General features: G+C 71.9%; 11 protein-coding genes and 1 pseudogene. 6 read left to right on the top strand and 6 right to left on the bottom strand.

All coding sequences use genetic code 11. The annotated features are described in order from the left end of the window. Positions 1-52 precede the first annotated feature (52 nt). Positions 53-1,447, top strand: coding sequence for a polyprenol phosphomannose-dependent alpha 1,6 mannosyltransferase MptB (gene mptB, locus SSP29_RS39135; RefSeq protein ID WP_089105698.1), 1,395 nt, complete (start codon positions 53-55; stop codon positions 1,445-1,447). After that, positions 1,444-2,796, top strand: a complete 1,353-nt coding sequence (locus SSP29_RS60435) for a glycosyltransferase family 87 protein (protein ID WP_089105697.1) — start codon at positions 1,444-1,446, stop codon at positions 2,794-2,796. The genes mptB and SSP29_RS60435 overlap by 4 nt, the downstream gene beginning before the upstream one ends. 89 nt (positions 2,797-2,885) lie before the next feature. On the opposite strand, the pseudogene SSP29_RS39125 reads toward SSP29_RS60435, so the two are convergent. Both SSP29_RS39125 and rho read right to left on the bottom strand, forming a co-directional pair. Next, positions 2,886-3,731 (bottom strand): annotated as a pseudogene (locus tag SSP29_RS39125) (D-alanyl-D-alanine carboxypeptidase family protein); the annotation flags it as partial. 121 nt (positions 3,732-3,852) lie between these two features. After that, a complete protein-coding gene (rho, locus tag SSP29_RS39120) occupies positions 3,853-5,001 on the bottom strand; it encodes a transcription termination factor Rho (RefSeq protein WP_089105696.1) in 1,149 nt (382 codons plus the stop codon). Between the two features lie 537 nt (positions 5,002-5,538). Between rho and SSP29_RS39115 the strand changes: the two genes are divergently transcribed. From SSP29_RS39115 to SSP29_RS39100, 4 genes are all read left to right on the top strand, one after another. Beyond that, positions 5,539-6,309, top strand: coding sequence for an SDR family NAD(P)-dependent oxidoreductase (locus tag SSP29_RS39115; protein WP_089105695.1), 771 nt, complete (start codon positions 5,539-5,541; stop codon positions 6,307-6,309). A gap of 6 nt (positions 6,310-6,315) precedes the next feature. After that, positions 6,316-6,783 (top strand): VOC family protein, encoded by a 468-nt coding sequence (locus SSP29_RS39110; protein ID WP_089105694.1) that lies wholly within the window; start codon positions 6,316-6,318, stop codon positions 6,781-6,783. Positions 6,784-6,796: 13 nt separating this feature from the next. Continuing rightward, on the top strand, positions 6,797-8,314 hold the full coding sequence (locus SSP29_RS39105; protein WP_089105693.1) for an MFS transporter: 1,518 nt from the start codon (positions 6,797-6,799) through the stop codon (positions 8,312-8,314). A gap of 163 nt (positions 8,315-8,477) precedes the next feature. Next, positions 8,478-9,404 (top strand): hypothetical protein, encoded by a 927-nt coding sequence (locus tag SSP29_RS39100; RefSeq protein ID WP_150135758.1) that lies wholly within the window; start codon positions 8,478-8,480, stop codon positions 9,402-9,404. A gap of 3 nt (positions 9,405-9,407) precedes the next feature. Here SSP29_RS39100 and SSP29_RS39095 read toward each other — a convergent pair whose 3' ends face one another. From SSP29_RS39095 to SSP29_RS39080, 4 genes are all read right to left on the bottom strand, one after another. Further along, on the bottom strand, positions 9,408-10,178 hold the full coding sequence (locus SSP29_RS39095) for an SDR family NAD(P)-dependent oxidoreductase (protein ID WP_174856044.1): 771 nt from the start codon (positions 10,176-10,178) through the stop codon (positions 9,408-9,410). 43 nt (positions 10,179-10,221) lie between these two features. Continuing rightward, the gene (locus SSP29_RS39090; RefSeq protein WP_089105898.1) at positions 10,222-11,205 is read right to left on the bottom strand and encodes a LysR family transcriptional regulator; all 984 of its coding nucleotides are present in this window, start codon (positions 11,203-11,205) and stop codon (positions 10,222-10,224) included. Positions 11,206-11,389: 184 nt separating this feature from the next. Then, on the bottom strand, positions 11,390-12,346 hold the full coding sequence (locus tag SSP29_RS39085) for a fumarylacetoacetate hydrolase family protein (RefSeq protein ID WP_089105690.1): 957 nt from the start codon (positions 12,344-12,346) through the stop codon (positions 11,390-11,392). A gap of 6 nt (positions 12,347-12,352) precedes the next feature. Further along, entirely contained in the window at positions 12,353-13,723 is a 1,371-nt protein-coding gene (locus tag SSP29_RS39080) for an FAD-binding oxidoreductase (RefSeq protein ID WP_089105689.1), read from the bottom strand. Position 13,724: the final 1 nt, after the last annotated feature.

Raw genomic sequence — 13,724 nt, 5'->3', positions numbered from 1 at the left:
ACCTCGTCGCTTTCCGGCCACCCGCAATTGACACGCTGACCCAGTGTTGGCCATGGCTTTCCCCGTCGATCTCCGCCGCTGCCAGGTACTCGGCCTGGCCGGCACCGCGTTCCTTGCCCTGGGAGGTGAGACAGCCGGCGCCCTCCCCGTGGAGGACCTGCTCGCACCGAGCTCGGTGCAGGCGGCGTTCGGTCTGGTGGGCGTCTACTTCGGCGTCGTACTGCTGATCGCGGCGTGGCTGCTGCTCGGCCGCCTGGTGCGCGGCGCCGAGCCGCCAAGCCCGCGGCAGCTGCTGCTGGTCCTCGCCGTCTGGGCGGCCCCGCTGCTGCTCGCGCCCCCGCTGTTCAGCCGGGACGTGTACAGCTATCTCGCGCAGGGCGCGATGGTCGACGCGCACATGGACGTCTACACGTCGGGACCCGCGCAGCTCGGCGGCCCGCTGGCCGACGAGGTCGCGCCGGTGTGGCAGAACACCGCCGCCCCGTACGGTCCCGCGTTCATGGGCGTGGCCTCGCTGCTGTCCGGGCTGACCCGGGGCGAACTCCCGGCCGGGCTCTTCGGGATGCGGCTGGTCGCCCTGTTCGGGGTCGGCCTGATGGCGGCCGCGCTGCCCCGGCTCGCCCGGCACAGCGGCGCCGACCCGGCCGCCGCGCTCTGGCTCGGCGCCCTCAACCCGTTGGTGCTGCTGCACCTGGTCGCGGGCGCCCACAACGACGCGATCATGCTCGGTCTGCTGGGCCTCGGCCTGGTCGCGGCGCTCGGCCGCTGGCCGTTCCTGGGGGCCGTACTGGTCACGCTCGCGGCGCTGGTGAAGGCGCCCGCGGCGCTCGGTCTGCTCGCGGTGATCGTCGTACAGGCGCGCAAGGGCCGCAGTCCCGTGCGGGCCACCCTGACGACGGCGGTCGCGTCGGGGGCCACGACCGTGGTGGCGACCGCGGTCGCCGGGACGGGGTACGGGTGGATAAGGGCGCTCGACACGCCCGTCTCCCCGCACAACTGGGCGCTCAGCAGCCTGCTCGGCCGGGCCACCGGCGCGCTCCTCGAACACCTTGGCAGTGATCTGGCGCCGCTGGCCGTCCCGGCCTGGCATCTGCTCGGGCTCGCGCTCACCGCGGTGACCGTGCTGCTGATATGGGTCCGGCTGCGGCCCCGCCCGGTCTACGCCCTCGGCCTGAGCCTGGCCGCGGTCGCCGCCTTCGGGCCCGCGATCCGCCCCTGGTACGCCATCTGGGGCCTGTTCCTGATAGCGGCGGCGGCACCCAGCACCTCGGTACGGCACCGGGTGGCGGCCGTCACCGGAGTGCTCGCCCTCGCCGTGCTGCCCAGCGGCGGTCCCGCCGACATCGGCCAGCTGGTCCTCGCCGTCTCCGGCGGGGTGCTCGGCGTGGTCGTGCTGTGGCAGGCCCACCAGGCCGCGCAGGCCCCGGCCGTGGGACGTACGGCATGAGAGGCCCGAGAGGACCACGGACCGACCGGGGGAGGCTGCTGCTCGTCCTGGTCCTCGTCGCCGCCGTGACCGCGTTCACGGCCACCGTGCCGCTGCTGCGCGACTGGTTCGACCTGCGCGTGTACTACGGCACCGTGCACACCTGGGTGCATCACGGCGGGCGGATCTACGACTACCGGGTACCCGGTACGACGTACGGGTTCACGTACCCGCCGTTCGCCGCCGTCGGCATGCTGCCCATGGCGCTGGTGGGGCTGCACCTGGCCATCGCGGCCTCGCTGCTGCTGAACCTGGCCGCGCTGGCGTTCGTGCTGCGCGTCCTGGCCGGGCCGGGCTGGCGGCGCTGGGGCTGGTACCGCTGGGCGCTGGCGCTGTGCGCGCTGGCGCTGTTCGAGCCGTTGCGGGACACCTTCAGCTTCGGCCAGGTGAACCTGATACTGCTCGCCCTGGTGCTCGGCGACTGCTGTCTGCTGCGCAGCGGGCGGGGCCGCTGGGCCGGGGTCGGCATCGGGCTCGCCGCCGCGATCAAGCTCACGCCCGCGCTGTTCATCGGCATGCTGCTGATCGGCCGCAGGTGGCGGGCGGCCGGTGTCGCCACGGCCGTGGCGCTCGCCGCGACCGCTCTGGCGGCCTGGGCCGACCCGAAGGCCTCCCGCTTCTACTGGACGGACGCGCTCTGGGACACCAGCAGGGTCGGCCGGCTCGACTACGTCTCGAACCAGTCGCTGCAGGGCGTGCTGGCCCGGCTGGGCCATCCGGACAAGCCGCTGTGGGCGATCGTGGTGCTGCTCACGCTGGCCGTGTGGGCGTGGCGGACCCGCCGGGCACTGACGGCCGGCGACTGGACGGCGGCCTTCGCGCTCACCGGTCTCGCGGCCTGCCTGGTCAGCCCGATCACCTGGGTGCACCACCTGGTGTGGGTGCTGCCGTCGTTCGCGCTGCTGGCCCGCGCCGGGCACCCGCGGATCACGGGCGCCCTGTACGCGGTGATGTGCACCAGCGTGGTGTGGCTGTGGTTCGACGACGCGTCCGGCATCGACGGGTTCTTCGGCAGCAACCTCTACACCTGGATCACGCTGGGCCTGCTGCTGGGCCTGCCGGTCGGTCAGCCCCGCCCGGAGCGTTCGCCCCTGAGCCGGATCGCCAGGCTCACGGCGCCCGCGCCGAGTACCGCGAAGCCCGCGGCGATGGCGGTGTCCGACCAGCCGGAGTCGTCCTCGGGCGCGGTGGCCGCCGCCATCGGTACGGTGCTCGGGCCCGGCCGGGGCCGCGGCTTGGCCCGCAGACCGTCCAGCGAGCCCACCGGGTCGACCCGTCCGGCCGCCGCGAAACCCCAGTCGAGCAGCTGACGGGCCTCGTCGTACACGCCGCCGTCCTGAGGGTTCAGCACCGTCACGAGGAGGGTGCGGCCGCCGCGCCGGGCGGCGGCCACGAGGGTGTTGCCGGCGTTGCTGGTGTAGCCGTTCTTGATCCCGATCAGGCCGGGGTACCGCCCCACACCGTCCTCGCCGGTCAGCAGCCGGTTGGTGTTCTCGATGCCGAACGACCAGCCGGCGCCGTCGGGGAAGCGGGCCTCGGCGGTGGAGCAGTACCGCGCGAAGTCGGGGTTGCGCAGCCCCTCCCGGCCGAACACGGCCAGGTCGAACGCGGAGGAGACCTGCCCCGGTGCGTCGTAGCCGTCGGGGGACTCGACGTGCGTGTCGAGGGCGCCCAGCGAGCGGGCGTTGGCCTGCATCCGGGTGACGGTGCGGTCCCAGCCGCCGTCGAGAGCGGCCAGGACGTGCACGGCGTCGTTGCCGGAGCTGAGGAAGACCCCGCGCCACAGGTCGGACACCCGGTAGGTGTGCCCCTCCTCGACGCCGACCAGGCTGCTGCCCTCGGCGACGTCCGCCAGCTCCTCGGACGTCACCCGGTGCTGGAGGTCCGCGGGCAGGACGGGCAGCACCGTGAGCGCGAACAGGGTCTTCAGAGTGCTGGCCGGCGGTAGTTTGCGGTGCGCGTGGTTGGCCGCCAGCACCTGGCCGGTGCCCGCGTCGGCGACCAGCCAGGAGAGCGCGGAGACGTCCGGGAGCTCCGGGGCCCCGAGGTGCGGCCGCACCTGCGGGCCGGACCGGTAGAGCAGCGACGGGCCGGGCACCACCGCCCTCGGGGGCGGGGCCGGGTCCAGCGCCCGGGTGCCGGCGGCGGCCGTGCCGGGTGCCAGCGCCAGCAGGCCCGCCAGGCACAGGGCGCAGGTCGACGCCGCCGCTCGCCGAGGGAATCGGTCAGGGAATCCGATCGTCATATGATCAACGTAGGAATGGGGGCGGTGTCCCGCGCGCTGCGTGGGCCGGTCGGATGCCGTGAGCAACCCGGATGCCGCACGCCCGGGCCCGGTCCCGGCCCGCCGGGAGGGGTGTCCGGTGTCAGCCCGTCGGCAGGGTCGGCTGCACGCGCCGCAGGAACGTCGCGTTGTCCGGGGTCTCCCGCATCCGCTCCAGGAGCGTCTCCAGGCCGCTCGGGGTGCCCTCCCGGCTCTGGAGGGCCCGGCGCAGTCCGCGAACGGCGGTCAACTCGGCCGGGGTGAGCAGGAGTTCCTCGCGGCGGGTGCCGGAGGGGGCGATGTCCAGGGCCGGGAAGACCCGCCGGGAGGCCAGCTCGCGGTCCAGGCGCAGCTCCATGTTGCCGGTGCTCTTCAGCTCTTCGAAGAAGTAGCCGTCGGCCCGGGAGCCGGTGTCCACCAGGACGGTGGCCAGGATGGTGAGCGAGCCGCCCTCCTCGGCCTTGCGGGCGGCGCCGAAGAACCGCTTGGGGCCGAGCAGCGCGGCGGCGTCGACACCGCCGCTGAGGGTACGGCCGTTGGAGGCGGCCGCGTTGTTGTGGGCCCGGCACAGCCGGGTCAGGGAGTCCAGGAGGATGACGACGTCCTGGCCGTCCTCGACGAGCCGCTTGGCGCGCTCGACGACGAGTTCGGCCAGGGCGATGTGCTCCTTCGCGGGCCGGTCGAAGGTGGAGGCGTAGACCTCGCCGCGCACCGAGCGCCGCATGTCGGTGACCTCCTCGGGGCGCTCGTCGAGCAGCAGCACCATCAGGTGGCACTCCGGGTGGTTGCCGGCGACGGCGGCCGCGAACTGCTGGAGCAGCACGGTCTTGCCGGTCTTCGGCGGGGCCACGATCAGCCCGCGCTGCCCCTTGCCGACCGGCGCGAGCAGGTCGGCGACCCGTCCGGCGAGCCCGGCGGCGGGGTGTTCGAGGCGGATCCGCTCGTGCGGGTGCAGCGGGGTCAGATCGCGGAAGTGACGTCGCTCGCGCGACTCCTCGGGCGTACGGCCGTTGACGCGCGTGATCTCGGTCAGCGTGCGCCGGTCGCCGCGGACGCCCTCGACGAGGTCGCCCTTGCGCAGGCCGTGACGGCGGATCAGCGCCGGGGAGACCTGCGGGTCGGCGGGGGAGGGCTGGCAGTCGGGGGCCCGCAGCTGGCCCTTCCCGCCCTGGTCGATGTCGAGGACACCGGTGACGGACCGGCCCGCGGGCCGGTCCTGCTGCTGTACGGGGGGTTCGAGTGTGGTGGTCATGAGAGGTGGTCCTTTCGCGGACGGAAGACATGAACGAAGGGGGGAGTGGGCCGCGAGCGGGAGGGCGCATGTGCGCAGGTCTCCGTGCGGCGGGGAACAACACCTCGGGAACGGCGGAAAGGCCCTGGTCACGAGGTGGTGCTGAGAAGCCGGCGGCCGGTCGGGAAACGACGGGCGACACGGCTGGAGGAGTGGAACCGGCACGGGGCACCCGATAGAGGGGCGCTCACACGTGCTGATCGCACTATACCCGGGGTTCCGCGATCGTCAACATGGCACCGGTCACCGATATTCCCGGACCCGGTGCCGGACGTGCCTGCCCGGGGAGCGTCCCTTCCCGGGGACTCGCGGCCGAGCACGAGCGGCCGTGTCCGCGCCCTCCCGATGCGGCCGCGTCCTCGGCCCGGCGGCTGCGGCGCATACCAGCCATACGAACCCCCGATGGCGTTTCACTGACGCATTTCTTGTTCTGGCCATAGGCCCTACCTACGCTGCCACCACCGCACTTCGGCGGCATGGACAAGGGACTTGGCAATCATGGGTCGACTGGCCGGAAAAATCGCTTTCATCAGTGGAACGGGGGCTGGAATCGGCCGGGCCGCGGCACAGGTGTTCGCGGCGGAGGGCGCCACCGTATTCGGCTGCGACATCGACGAGAAGAGCGCCGCGGAAACCGTGGAACTCGTCGAGAAGGCCGACGGTGTCATGCGTTCCCTGGCACCGGTCGACCTTTCCACCGAGGCCGGCGCGCGGGAGTGGATCGAGGCCGGGATCGCGGAATTCGGCGGGATCGACATCCTCTACAACAACGCCTCCGCCCTGCGGAACGGCCCCTTCGAGACGATGCCCGCCGAAGACTGGTACTTCACCATCAGGAACGAGCTGGACATCCCCTACTTCTGCACGCAGGCGGCCTGGCCGCACCTGATCGCACGCGGCGGCGGAGCCGTCCTGAACGTCGCGTCCGTGGCCGCCGTGCGCGGCGCGCCGTTCATGCCGATGGTGCCGCACGGCGCCGCCAAGGGCGGGGTGCTGGCGATGAGCAAGCACCTGTGCGCGGCCGGCGCCCCGCACCACATCCGGGTCAACACCATCGCCCCGGGCATGACCCGCACCTCGGCCACCGCGCCCTTCCTCGACGACCCGAACGGCCCCAAGGCCCAGCTGGAGGCACGGATCCCGGTCGGCCGGGTCGGGCAGCCCGAGGACATCGCCCGCGCGGCGGCCTTCCTCTGCTCCGACGAGGCGGCCTTCGTCAACGGCGCCAACCTCATGGTCGACGGCGGCGACAGCGCGATGGCGGGCTGAGCGCGGATGCACGCACGACTCGACCACGTCGGCGTCAACGTACGCGACCTGCCCGCTCAACTCGCCTGGTACCAAACGGTCTTCGGACTGAAGACCGTCTTCGAGTTCCGTCTCGACGGCCCCGGACTCACCGGCGTCGTCCTGGAACACCCGCACGGCTGGCGGCTCGAACTGCTCGCCAGGCCCGGGTCCGTACCCGGCCTCAGGGCCCCGGACCCGATGACCGCAGCCCTCACCGAGGGGTACGGGCACTTCGCGGTCACCACCCCCGAACTCGACCCCGTGTACGCCGCATTGGTGGCGCACGGAGCGAGCGAGGTCCTCGCCCCCGGTCCGTCCCCCGAACCCGGGGTGCGGATGGCCTGGGTCAAGGACCCCGAGGGAAATCTCATCGAACTCATAGAACGCGGCGGACTCGGCGAGCACGGCGAACTCGCCGAAGCCGAAGAGCGCGGCACCACCGATAACCCGTGAGATGGAGTGCGGAATGACCAACGCTGTGAAAAAACTGGACGTGGGCACGCTCATAGCCTGTTGTCTGGCAGTTGCCGCCGCGCAGCTGTGCATTACCGTCCCCTCGCCCATCAACGGGGAGATCCAGAGCGCATTCGGAGCCTCGGGATCGCAAGTCGCCTGGGTCACCTCCGCGTTCATTCTGCCCACCGCGATTCTGGAACTGAATTTCGGTGTGGTGGGCGACCTGTTCGGCCGTAAGCGGCTGCTGATCCTCGGCGGATTCGTGCTGGCGATCGGGGAACTCCTCAACGCCACCTCCCAGAACATCACCATGCTCTGGATCGGCCAGGCCCTCGCCGGCATCGGTGCGGCCGCCCTCTTCCCGAGCTCCCTCGCCGTGATCGCGGCCGCGACGCCCGAGGAGAAGGACCGCGCCAAGGCGGTCTCCACCTGGGCGCTGAGCATCTCCCTCGCCTCCGCCGTGGGCCCGCTCTCCTCCGGCATCCTGGCCACGGTCGCCGACTTCCGCTGGGCGTTCGTGCCGCCGGTTGTCCTCGGTGTCGCGGTCGGCATCGCCTGCTGGGCGCTGGTCACCGACTCCAAGGCGCCCGAGGGCCGCGCCCTGGACTGGCCGGGCCAGATCAGCATCGCCGTCGGCCTCACCGCCCTGCTGTGGGGCATCATCGAGGGCGGCGACCGCGGCTGGAGCAGCCCCTCGATCGTCTTCGCGCTGACCCTCGCCGCCGTGGCCCTCGTCGGTTTCGTGATGGCGGAGCGGCGCGCCGCGTCCCCGATGTTCAACCTGGAGCTGCTGAGGATCCCGTCGTTCGCGGCGGCCGCGGTGGTCGCGCTGACCGGCATGTTCGGCTTCATCGGCACCGCCTACTGCGTCTCCATCCGGCTCGGCGCGGTGATGCACCTCAGCGCCCTGCGCGCCGGTATGCCGTTCGTGATCCTCCAGCTGATCCCGCTGCTCCTCGCACCGGTGCTCAGCAAGATGCTCACCCGCGTCGAGCCGCGCTGGCTCCTGATGGGCGGCCTGCTGCCGATGGCCGCCGGCCAGTTCTGGATCGCCGCACTGCCCATCACCACCACCTCCCTGGCGGCCTTCATCGGCCCGGTGCTGCTGCTCGGCATCGGCTTCATCTGCGTGGTCTCCTCGCTGACGTCGGCTGCCGTCAACGCGGTGCCGATCGAGATGACCGGCATGGCGAGCGGTGCCACCAGCCTGGTCCGCGAGTTCGGCCAGGGCCTGGGCCCGGCCGTGATCAGCACCATCGCGATGAGCGCGGCCTCCTCCGCGCTGGTCGGCAAGCTGTCCGGCGCCGACGCCGGCATGGAGGCCGCGGCCGGACCGCTCGCCGTGGTCAACGCGGGCAGCGACAGCGCCAGGGCCGCCGCGCAGGACGCGCTCGCGCACGGCATGGCCCTGGGCGTGGTGATCTGCGGCTGCGCGTCGCTGCTCGGCGCGCTGGTCACCCTGCTGCTGGTCCGCAGGAACACCGCACGGGCGACGGCCCAGGCGCCGGTGCAGCCGGCATCCGCCTGACCGCCGACGTGACAAGAAGGCCGGGGCTCGTGCCCCGGCCTTCCGGCATGCAGTCCAACTGGCCTGTAACAAACGGGCCTTGGCCGGTAACGGATGTCCCCGGACCATAACGATCCCGGTCCTGACGGGGACTTGACGTCCGGTTATGCCGTATCTTCACGACATGTCCACGCCACCGCAGCAGCCGCCGTCCTCTCCGCAGCAGCAGCCGTCGTCGGCTCCGCAGCAGTCCTCGCCGCCTCCGCAGCAGCCGGACCAGCCCCCGGCGGTATCGCCGCAGCCCCAGCAGCCCCAGCCGACCGCGTACCCGTATCCGAACCCGCAGTCGCCGCTCCCGCAGAACCCCTACGCCCAGCCCACCCTCGCGGGCCAGCCCGCTCCGCCGCAGCAGGCCAACCCCTATGCCGTGCAGCCCGGTTACGGCTACCCGCCGCCGGCCGCACCGCCGGCAACCGGTGGGAACGCGGCCGGGAGAGCCGTGCTGTGGGCCGTCGTGGGCGCGGTCGTGGCATCCGCCGGCTGGGCGGCCGGACTCTTCCTGACCGGCGGCTTCGGGAGCAGTGCGGACCTGCGCGGCTACCGGGCGCCCGCGAACCTCTGCTCCAGCGCCGACTACTCGTCGTTCAAGGACGAGTACCCCGTGGACGACTCGGCCCCCACGAAGACCGCGATGAAGGACCCGGCGCTGGACGAGAGCTACTGCAGCCTCAGCCTCAGGAAGACCAGCTCCAGCTACGGTGACGCCTATCTCTCCGTCCAGGTCGACCTGCACAAGGAGACCGACCCGGCACCGGAGTTCACGGCCACCTGGAAGAACTACGGCGACAGCCACACCGACTACGACGTGACGCCCGTGCAGGGCATCGGCGACGAGGCCTACCTGGTCACCCAGGACACCAGCAACGGCTCCACCACCAGCGGCTCGCGCTATGCCACGCTCGCGGTACGGGACGGCTGGATGACGTACACCATGTACTACAGCGCGTACTTCTCCTCGTACGACAGCGACACCGACCCGCCGTCCCTCGACGACGTGACCGGCTGGCTGAAGACCGACACCAAGTCCACGCTGGAGCAGCTCAAGGGCTGACGCTCAGTCCTGGTCGAGGGCGTTGGTGATCGCCTTCACCGGGCCGTGCGCCGCGTAGCCGCCGTCGACGGTGATCTCCGCACCGTTGACGTAGGAGGCCTCGTCGGAGAGGAGATAGACGACCAGCGGCGCCACCTCGTCGACCGTGCCCGGGCGGCCCTGGGGCGTCATGGCGAGGTGGGCGGCGACGAACACCGGGTTGGCGGTGGCCATCAGCGGGGTCTCGATGTACCCCGGGTGGATGATGTTCGTGCGGATGCCGCGCGGCGCCAGCTCCAGGGCCGCCACCTTGGACAGACCCCGCAGCGCCCACTTGCTGGTCGTGTACGCGACCGCGTGATGGGCGGTGAGCCCGGCGACCGAGCCGACGTTCACGATCGAGGAGCCGGCCGGCATCAGCGGCGCGAGGGCCTGGATGCCGAGCAGGGCGCCGGTGGTGTTCACGGCGAAGGCCCGGTTCCAGTCGGCGAGCTCGACATGGCCGAGCCGGGCCCGCATCGGGATGCCCGCGTTGTTCACGAGGCCGTGCACGGTCTCCAGGGAGGCCGCCAGGGCCGCCCAGTCGTCCGGCGAGGTCACGTCCAGGTGGACGTACCGGACGTCGAGTCCGTCGGCGCGCAGGGCCGCGGCGAGCTTCTCGCCGGCCTCGTCCAGCACGTCGGTCACGATCACCGCCGCGCCCTCCCGGGCGGCCGCGGCCGCCTCCGCGGCCCCCTGGCCCTGTGCGGCTCCGGTGACGACGACGGTACGGCCCGCCAGGCGCGTGCGGCTCACGGCTTCCTCCAAGAGGGGTACGGGAGAGGTCCTCCCGTCCACGCTAGGAAGCCGCGGACAGCTCCGGAAACACGCTCTCGGAATGGGTGGCATCCGCCTCGGCGATCTCCGGCGGGGCCTCCTCGCCCAGCGCCGCCCCGACCTTGCGCACGGTGTCCCGCAGCCAGCGGTGCGCCGGATCCGCGTGCCGGTTGTGGTGCCAGTACATGGCCTCCACCAGCGGCACGTCCGGGAACGGCGCCGGTACGACCGCACAGCGCGCGAAGCCCTCGTAGCGGCGGGCCAGCCGCTCCGGGACCATGGCCACCAGGTCCGTACCGCTCACCAGGAACGGCAGCACACTGAAGCCCGGCGTGCTGACCTGCACCTTCGGGGTGATCCCGAGGGTCTCCAGCTGGCGCTCGGCGGGGGTGTGGCTCTTGCCGATGGCGCAGGCCGCGTGCGGCATCTCCGCGAGGTCGCGGAGGGTGAGCCGGCCGTCCACCAGGCGCGGGTTGTCCGGGTCGACGATGCACACGAACCGGTCGTGCATCACGGCCTCGCTGACCCCGGGGAGCTGGTAGCCGAGCGGCACGATCATCAGGTCGTGGCAGCGCAGATGCGTCTCCGTCTCCAGCTGCCCGTCCACGATCGGATGGAAGTCGATCCGCACACCCGGCGCCTCGGCCGCGATCACCCGCAGCAGCGGCTCCACGAACACCGTCATCACGTAGTCCGACATGACCACGGAGAACCGCTGGCGGCTGCGGGCCGGGTCGAAGTGCCGGGTCAGCGACAGCGCCTCCTCGGCCTTCTGCAGCGAGCCCTGGACGACCGGCAGCAGCCGCTCCGCGAGCGGCGTCAGCTCGTACTCGCGGCCCACCCGGATCAGCAGCTCGTCGTTGAAGTGCCGGCGCAGCCGGGCCAGCGAGCCGCTCATCGCCGACTGGCTGGTGGACAGCCGTACACCGGCGTGGGTGACGTTCTTCTCCTCCAGGAGCGCTTCCAGTGCCACCAGAAGATTGAGATCGATCGCTCCGAGACCCACGAGTGTCCCCTTCCGGCCGGCCACGTCCTTGAAGCTTCGGTGAAACGCGAGGTTAACCAGCGGACGGCCGTCGAGGAAGGGGGTCGGGGCGACTCTCAGGAAGATGCGATGCCAGGCATCCCGTCGCCGGATACCCGCAGGTGGGGGGCCCGCGCGCACCACAGGCCCCCCACAGCTTCGGGTGCTAGGGGCGTGGTGTGCGGCCCCTCTTGCGGGCTCGCGGGAGGTACGCGTCCGCCCGCCCGGGCACGATCCGGTTGGACACCGTGCCCAGCCCCTCGACGGTCAGCGTCACCTCGTCACCGGGCTGCAGCGGGGGCGGGGTGCGCTCCCCGAGCCGGCCCCAGAACTCCGCGAGCGCGCCCCAGCCGCAGGTTCCGGAGCCGAGGATGTCACCGGGGCGCACCCAGGCGTCCCGGCTGGCGTAGGCGATCATCTCCTCGAAGGTCCAGGAGACGTTGGCGAGGGTGTCCCGGCCGATCAGCTCGTCGTTCAGGGTGACCGTCATCTCCAGGTCCAGGAAGCCGTCCGCATCGCGCCGGTCCTCGACCTCGTCGGCGGTGACCAGGTAGGGGCCGAGCGTGTTGGCGAAGTCCTTGCCCTTGGAGAAGCCCAGGCCGAGGTTCTTCTCCGGCTTCTGCAGATCACGGGCCGACCAGTCGTTGAAGACCAGGTAGCCGATGATGTGGTCCCTCGCCTGCTCGGGGGTCAGGTCGCGGCCGCTGCGGCCGATGACCGCACCGACCTCCAGCTCGAAGTCCAGCACCGAACACCCCGCCGGGACCGGCACGTCGTCATGGGCGCCGTAGGCGGCATGGGGGTTGGTGAAGTAGAAGTTGGGCGCCCGGTACCACTCCTCCGGGACGTGCTCCAGGCCGTCCAGCGACTTCGACACGCCCTCGATGTGCGCCTCGAACCCCACGAAGTCCCGGATGGACGGCGGTTTCAGCGGTGGCAGCAGCCGTACCTGATCCACCGTCAACCCGCCCGGTGTATCGAGGGCTTCGGTCCCGGCCGCGTACAGCACGCCCGCCTCGACGAGGGTGAGGACGCTCACCCCGTCGGGCAGCGGGTGGATCACCCCGTCCCGCACCACACCGGCGCGCTCCTCGCCGTCGTGCTCGTATGTCGCGAAACGCATGGCTGCTCACTGCTCCCAGTGGTTGGTGTTGGTGACGGTCCCGGCGCTCAGATGGCCGGCGAACACGCCCTTGGGGTCACGGGCGGCCCGGATCTCGTTCAGCCGCCGCCACTGCTCGTCGCCCATGAACCGCAACTGCCGTACCGTGAAGTCGGAGTCACCGAGGTACTGGCCCGCGGTCACCGGCTGCATCGCCGCCATCGCCTCGTCCAGCCAGCCGCGCAGCTCCGCGTCCCGGCCGGGGTCGTCGTACACGACATAACTGGCGCAGTAGATCTCCGACTGCAACGAGAAGGCCATGTCCGGGAGTTGCCGCAGCGGCGCCATGGAGAACCAGATGGTGAAGGTCTGCCGGGTCGGGTGCTCGGTGAACGCCTTGCGGATCGCCGGGACGACCTCCTCGGCGCTGCCGGTCAGCCAGGCGTTGTCGACGAAGTAGCGGTGGCCTTCGGGGTTGGCGGTGCGCTGCCCGGTCAACTGCTCGGCGATCGTGGTGGGTTGCGCCTCGATGCGGAACAGGGCCCGGTCGGCGTACGGATTGGCGTGCAGCGGCGCGAGCGCCTCGGCCGCCTCCTGCGGGCTGTCGGTCATCGAGACCCCGGTGACCAGCAGCACCGGCCCGTCGAGGCCGGGCGGGGTCTGGGTGAGGGCGACGATCTCCACCAGGTCGGAAACCGTGTGGTGGATGCCGTGCAGCCAGGTCATGACCTCGTCGAAGAGGTCGAGCGGATAGGCGTGCACGGTGTGGGCGAGATGCCGGGGGAGGGGGCGGGTACGCAGGTGGAAGCGGGTGACGACGCCGAAGAAGCCGGGGCCCGCCCCGCGCGCCGCCCAGAACAGGTCGCTGTGCCGCGTCTCGTCGGCACGGACCAGCTCGCCGTCGGCCGTCACGACGTCGATCGCCACGATGTTCTCGGCCGCCCAGCCCCAGCCGCGCGCGTTCCAGCCCTGCCCGCCCTGGAGCAGAAAGCCGCCGATGCCGACCGACGGGCAGTGCCCGCCGTTGAAGAAGCGCCCGAACTCACCCAGATACGGGTTGAGTTCGTCACCGCCCTGGACGCTGGGGGTGGCCGTGACGATCCCGGTGGCCTCGTCGTACGCCATCTCGCGGAAGCCCCCGAGGTCGATCAGCAGCGCGTCCCGGCGCACCGACCAGGCGGCCCAGCTGTGCCCGCCGGAACGGACGGCGACCTGCCAGCCGCGCTCCAGGGCGAGCCGTACGCCCTCGACGACGTCCTGTTCGGTGACGGCCCTCAGCACGGCGGCGGGGGTGCGGTCGGCGGGGCGGCGGGCGTTGAAGACCCTGCCGTACACGGCCTCCTCGAAGTCCTCGTCACCGGGGAGGTGGAGGGTGCCGGAGAATCGGTTCGTGTTCACG

The sequence above is a fragment of the Streptomyces hyaluromycini genome (assembly GCF_002217755.1).
Classification (GTDB): Bacteria; Actinomycetota; Actinomycetes; order Streptomycetales; family Streptomycetaceae; genus Streptomyces; species Streptomyces hyaluromycini.
This window is presented reverse-complemented; position numbering and strand designations above follow the sequence as displayed.

Bases quoted from the DNA above. Each gene is read 5' to 3' on its own strand.
- mptB (WP_089105698.1), top strand. From the start codon at position 53: ATGGCTTTCCCCGTCGATCTCCGCCGCTGCCAGGTACTCGGCCTGGCC.
- SSP29_RS60435 (WP_089105697.1), top strand. From the start codon at position 1,444: ATGAGAGGCCCGAGAGGACCACGGACCGACCGGGGGAGGCTGCTGCTC.
- rho (WP_089105696.1), bottom strand. From the start codon at position 5,001: ATGACCACCACACTCGAACCCCCCGTACAGCAGCAGGACCGGCCCGCG.
- SSP29_RS39115 (WP_089105695.1), top strand. From the start codon at position 5,539: ATGGGTCGACTGGCCGGAAAAATCGCTTTCATCAGTGGAACGGGGGCT.
- SSP29_RS39110 (WP_089105694.1), top strand. From the start codon at position 6,316: ATGCACGCACGACTCGACCACGTCGGCGTCAACGTACGCGACCTGCCC.
- SSP29_RS39105 (WP_089105693.1), top strand. From the start codon at position 6,797: ATGACCAACGCTGTGAAAAAACTGGACGTGGGCACGCTCATAGCCTGT.
- SSP29_RS39100 (WP_150135758.1), top strand. From the start codon at position 8,478: ATGTCCACGCCACCGCAGCAGCCGCCGTCCTCTCCGCAGCAGCAGCCG.
- SSP29_RS39085 (WP_089105690.1), bottom strand. From the start codon at position 12,346: ATGCGTTTCGCGACATACGAGCACGACGGCGAGGAGCGCGCCGGTGTG.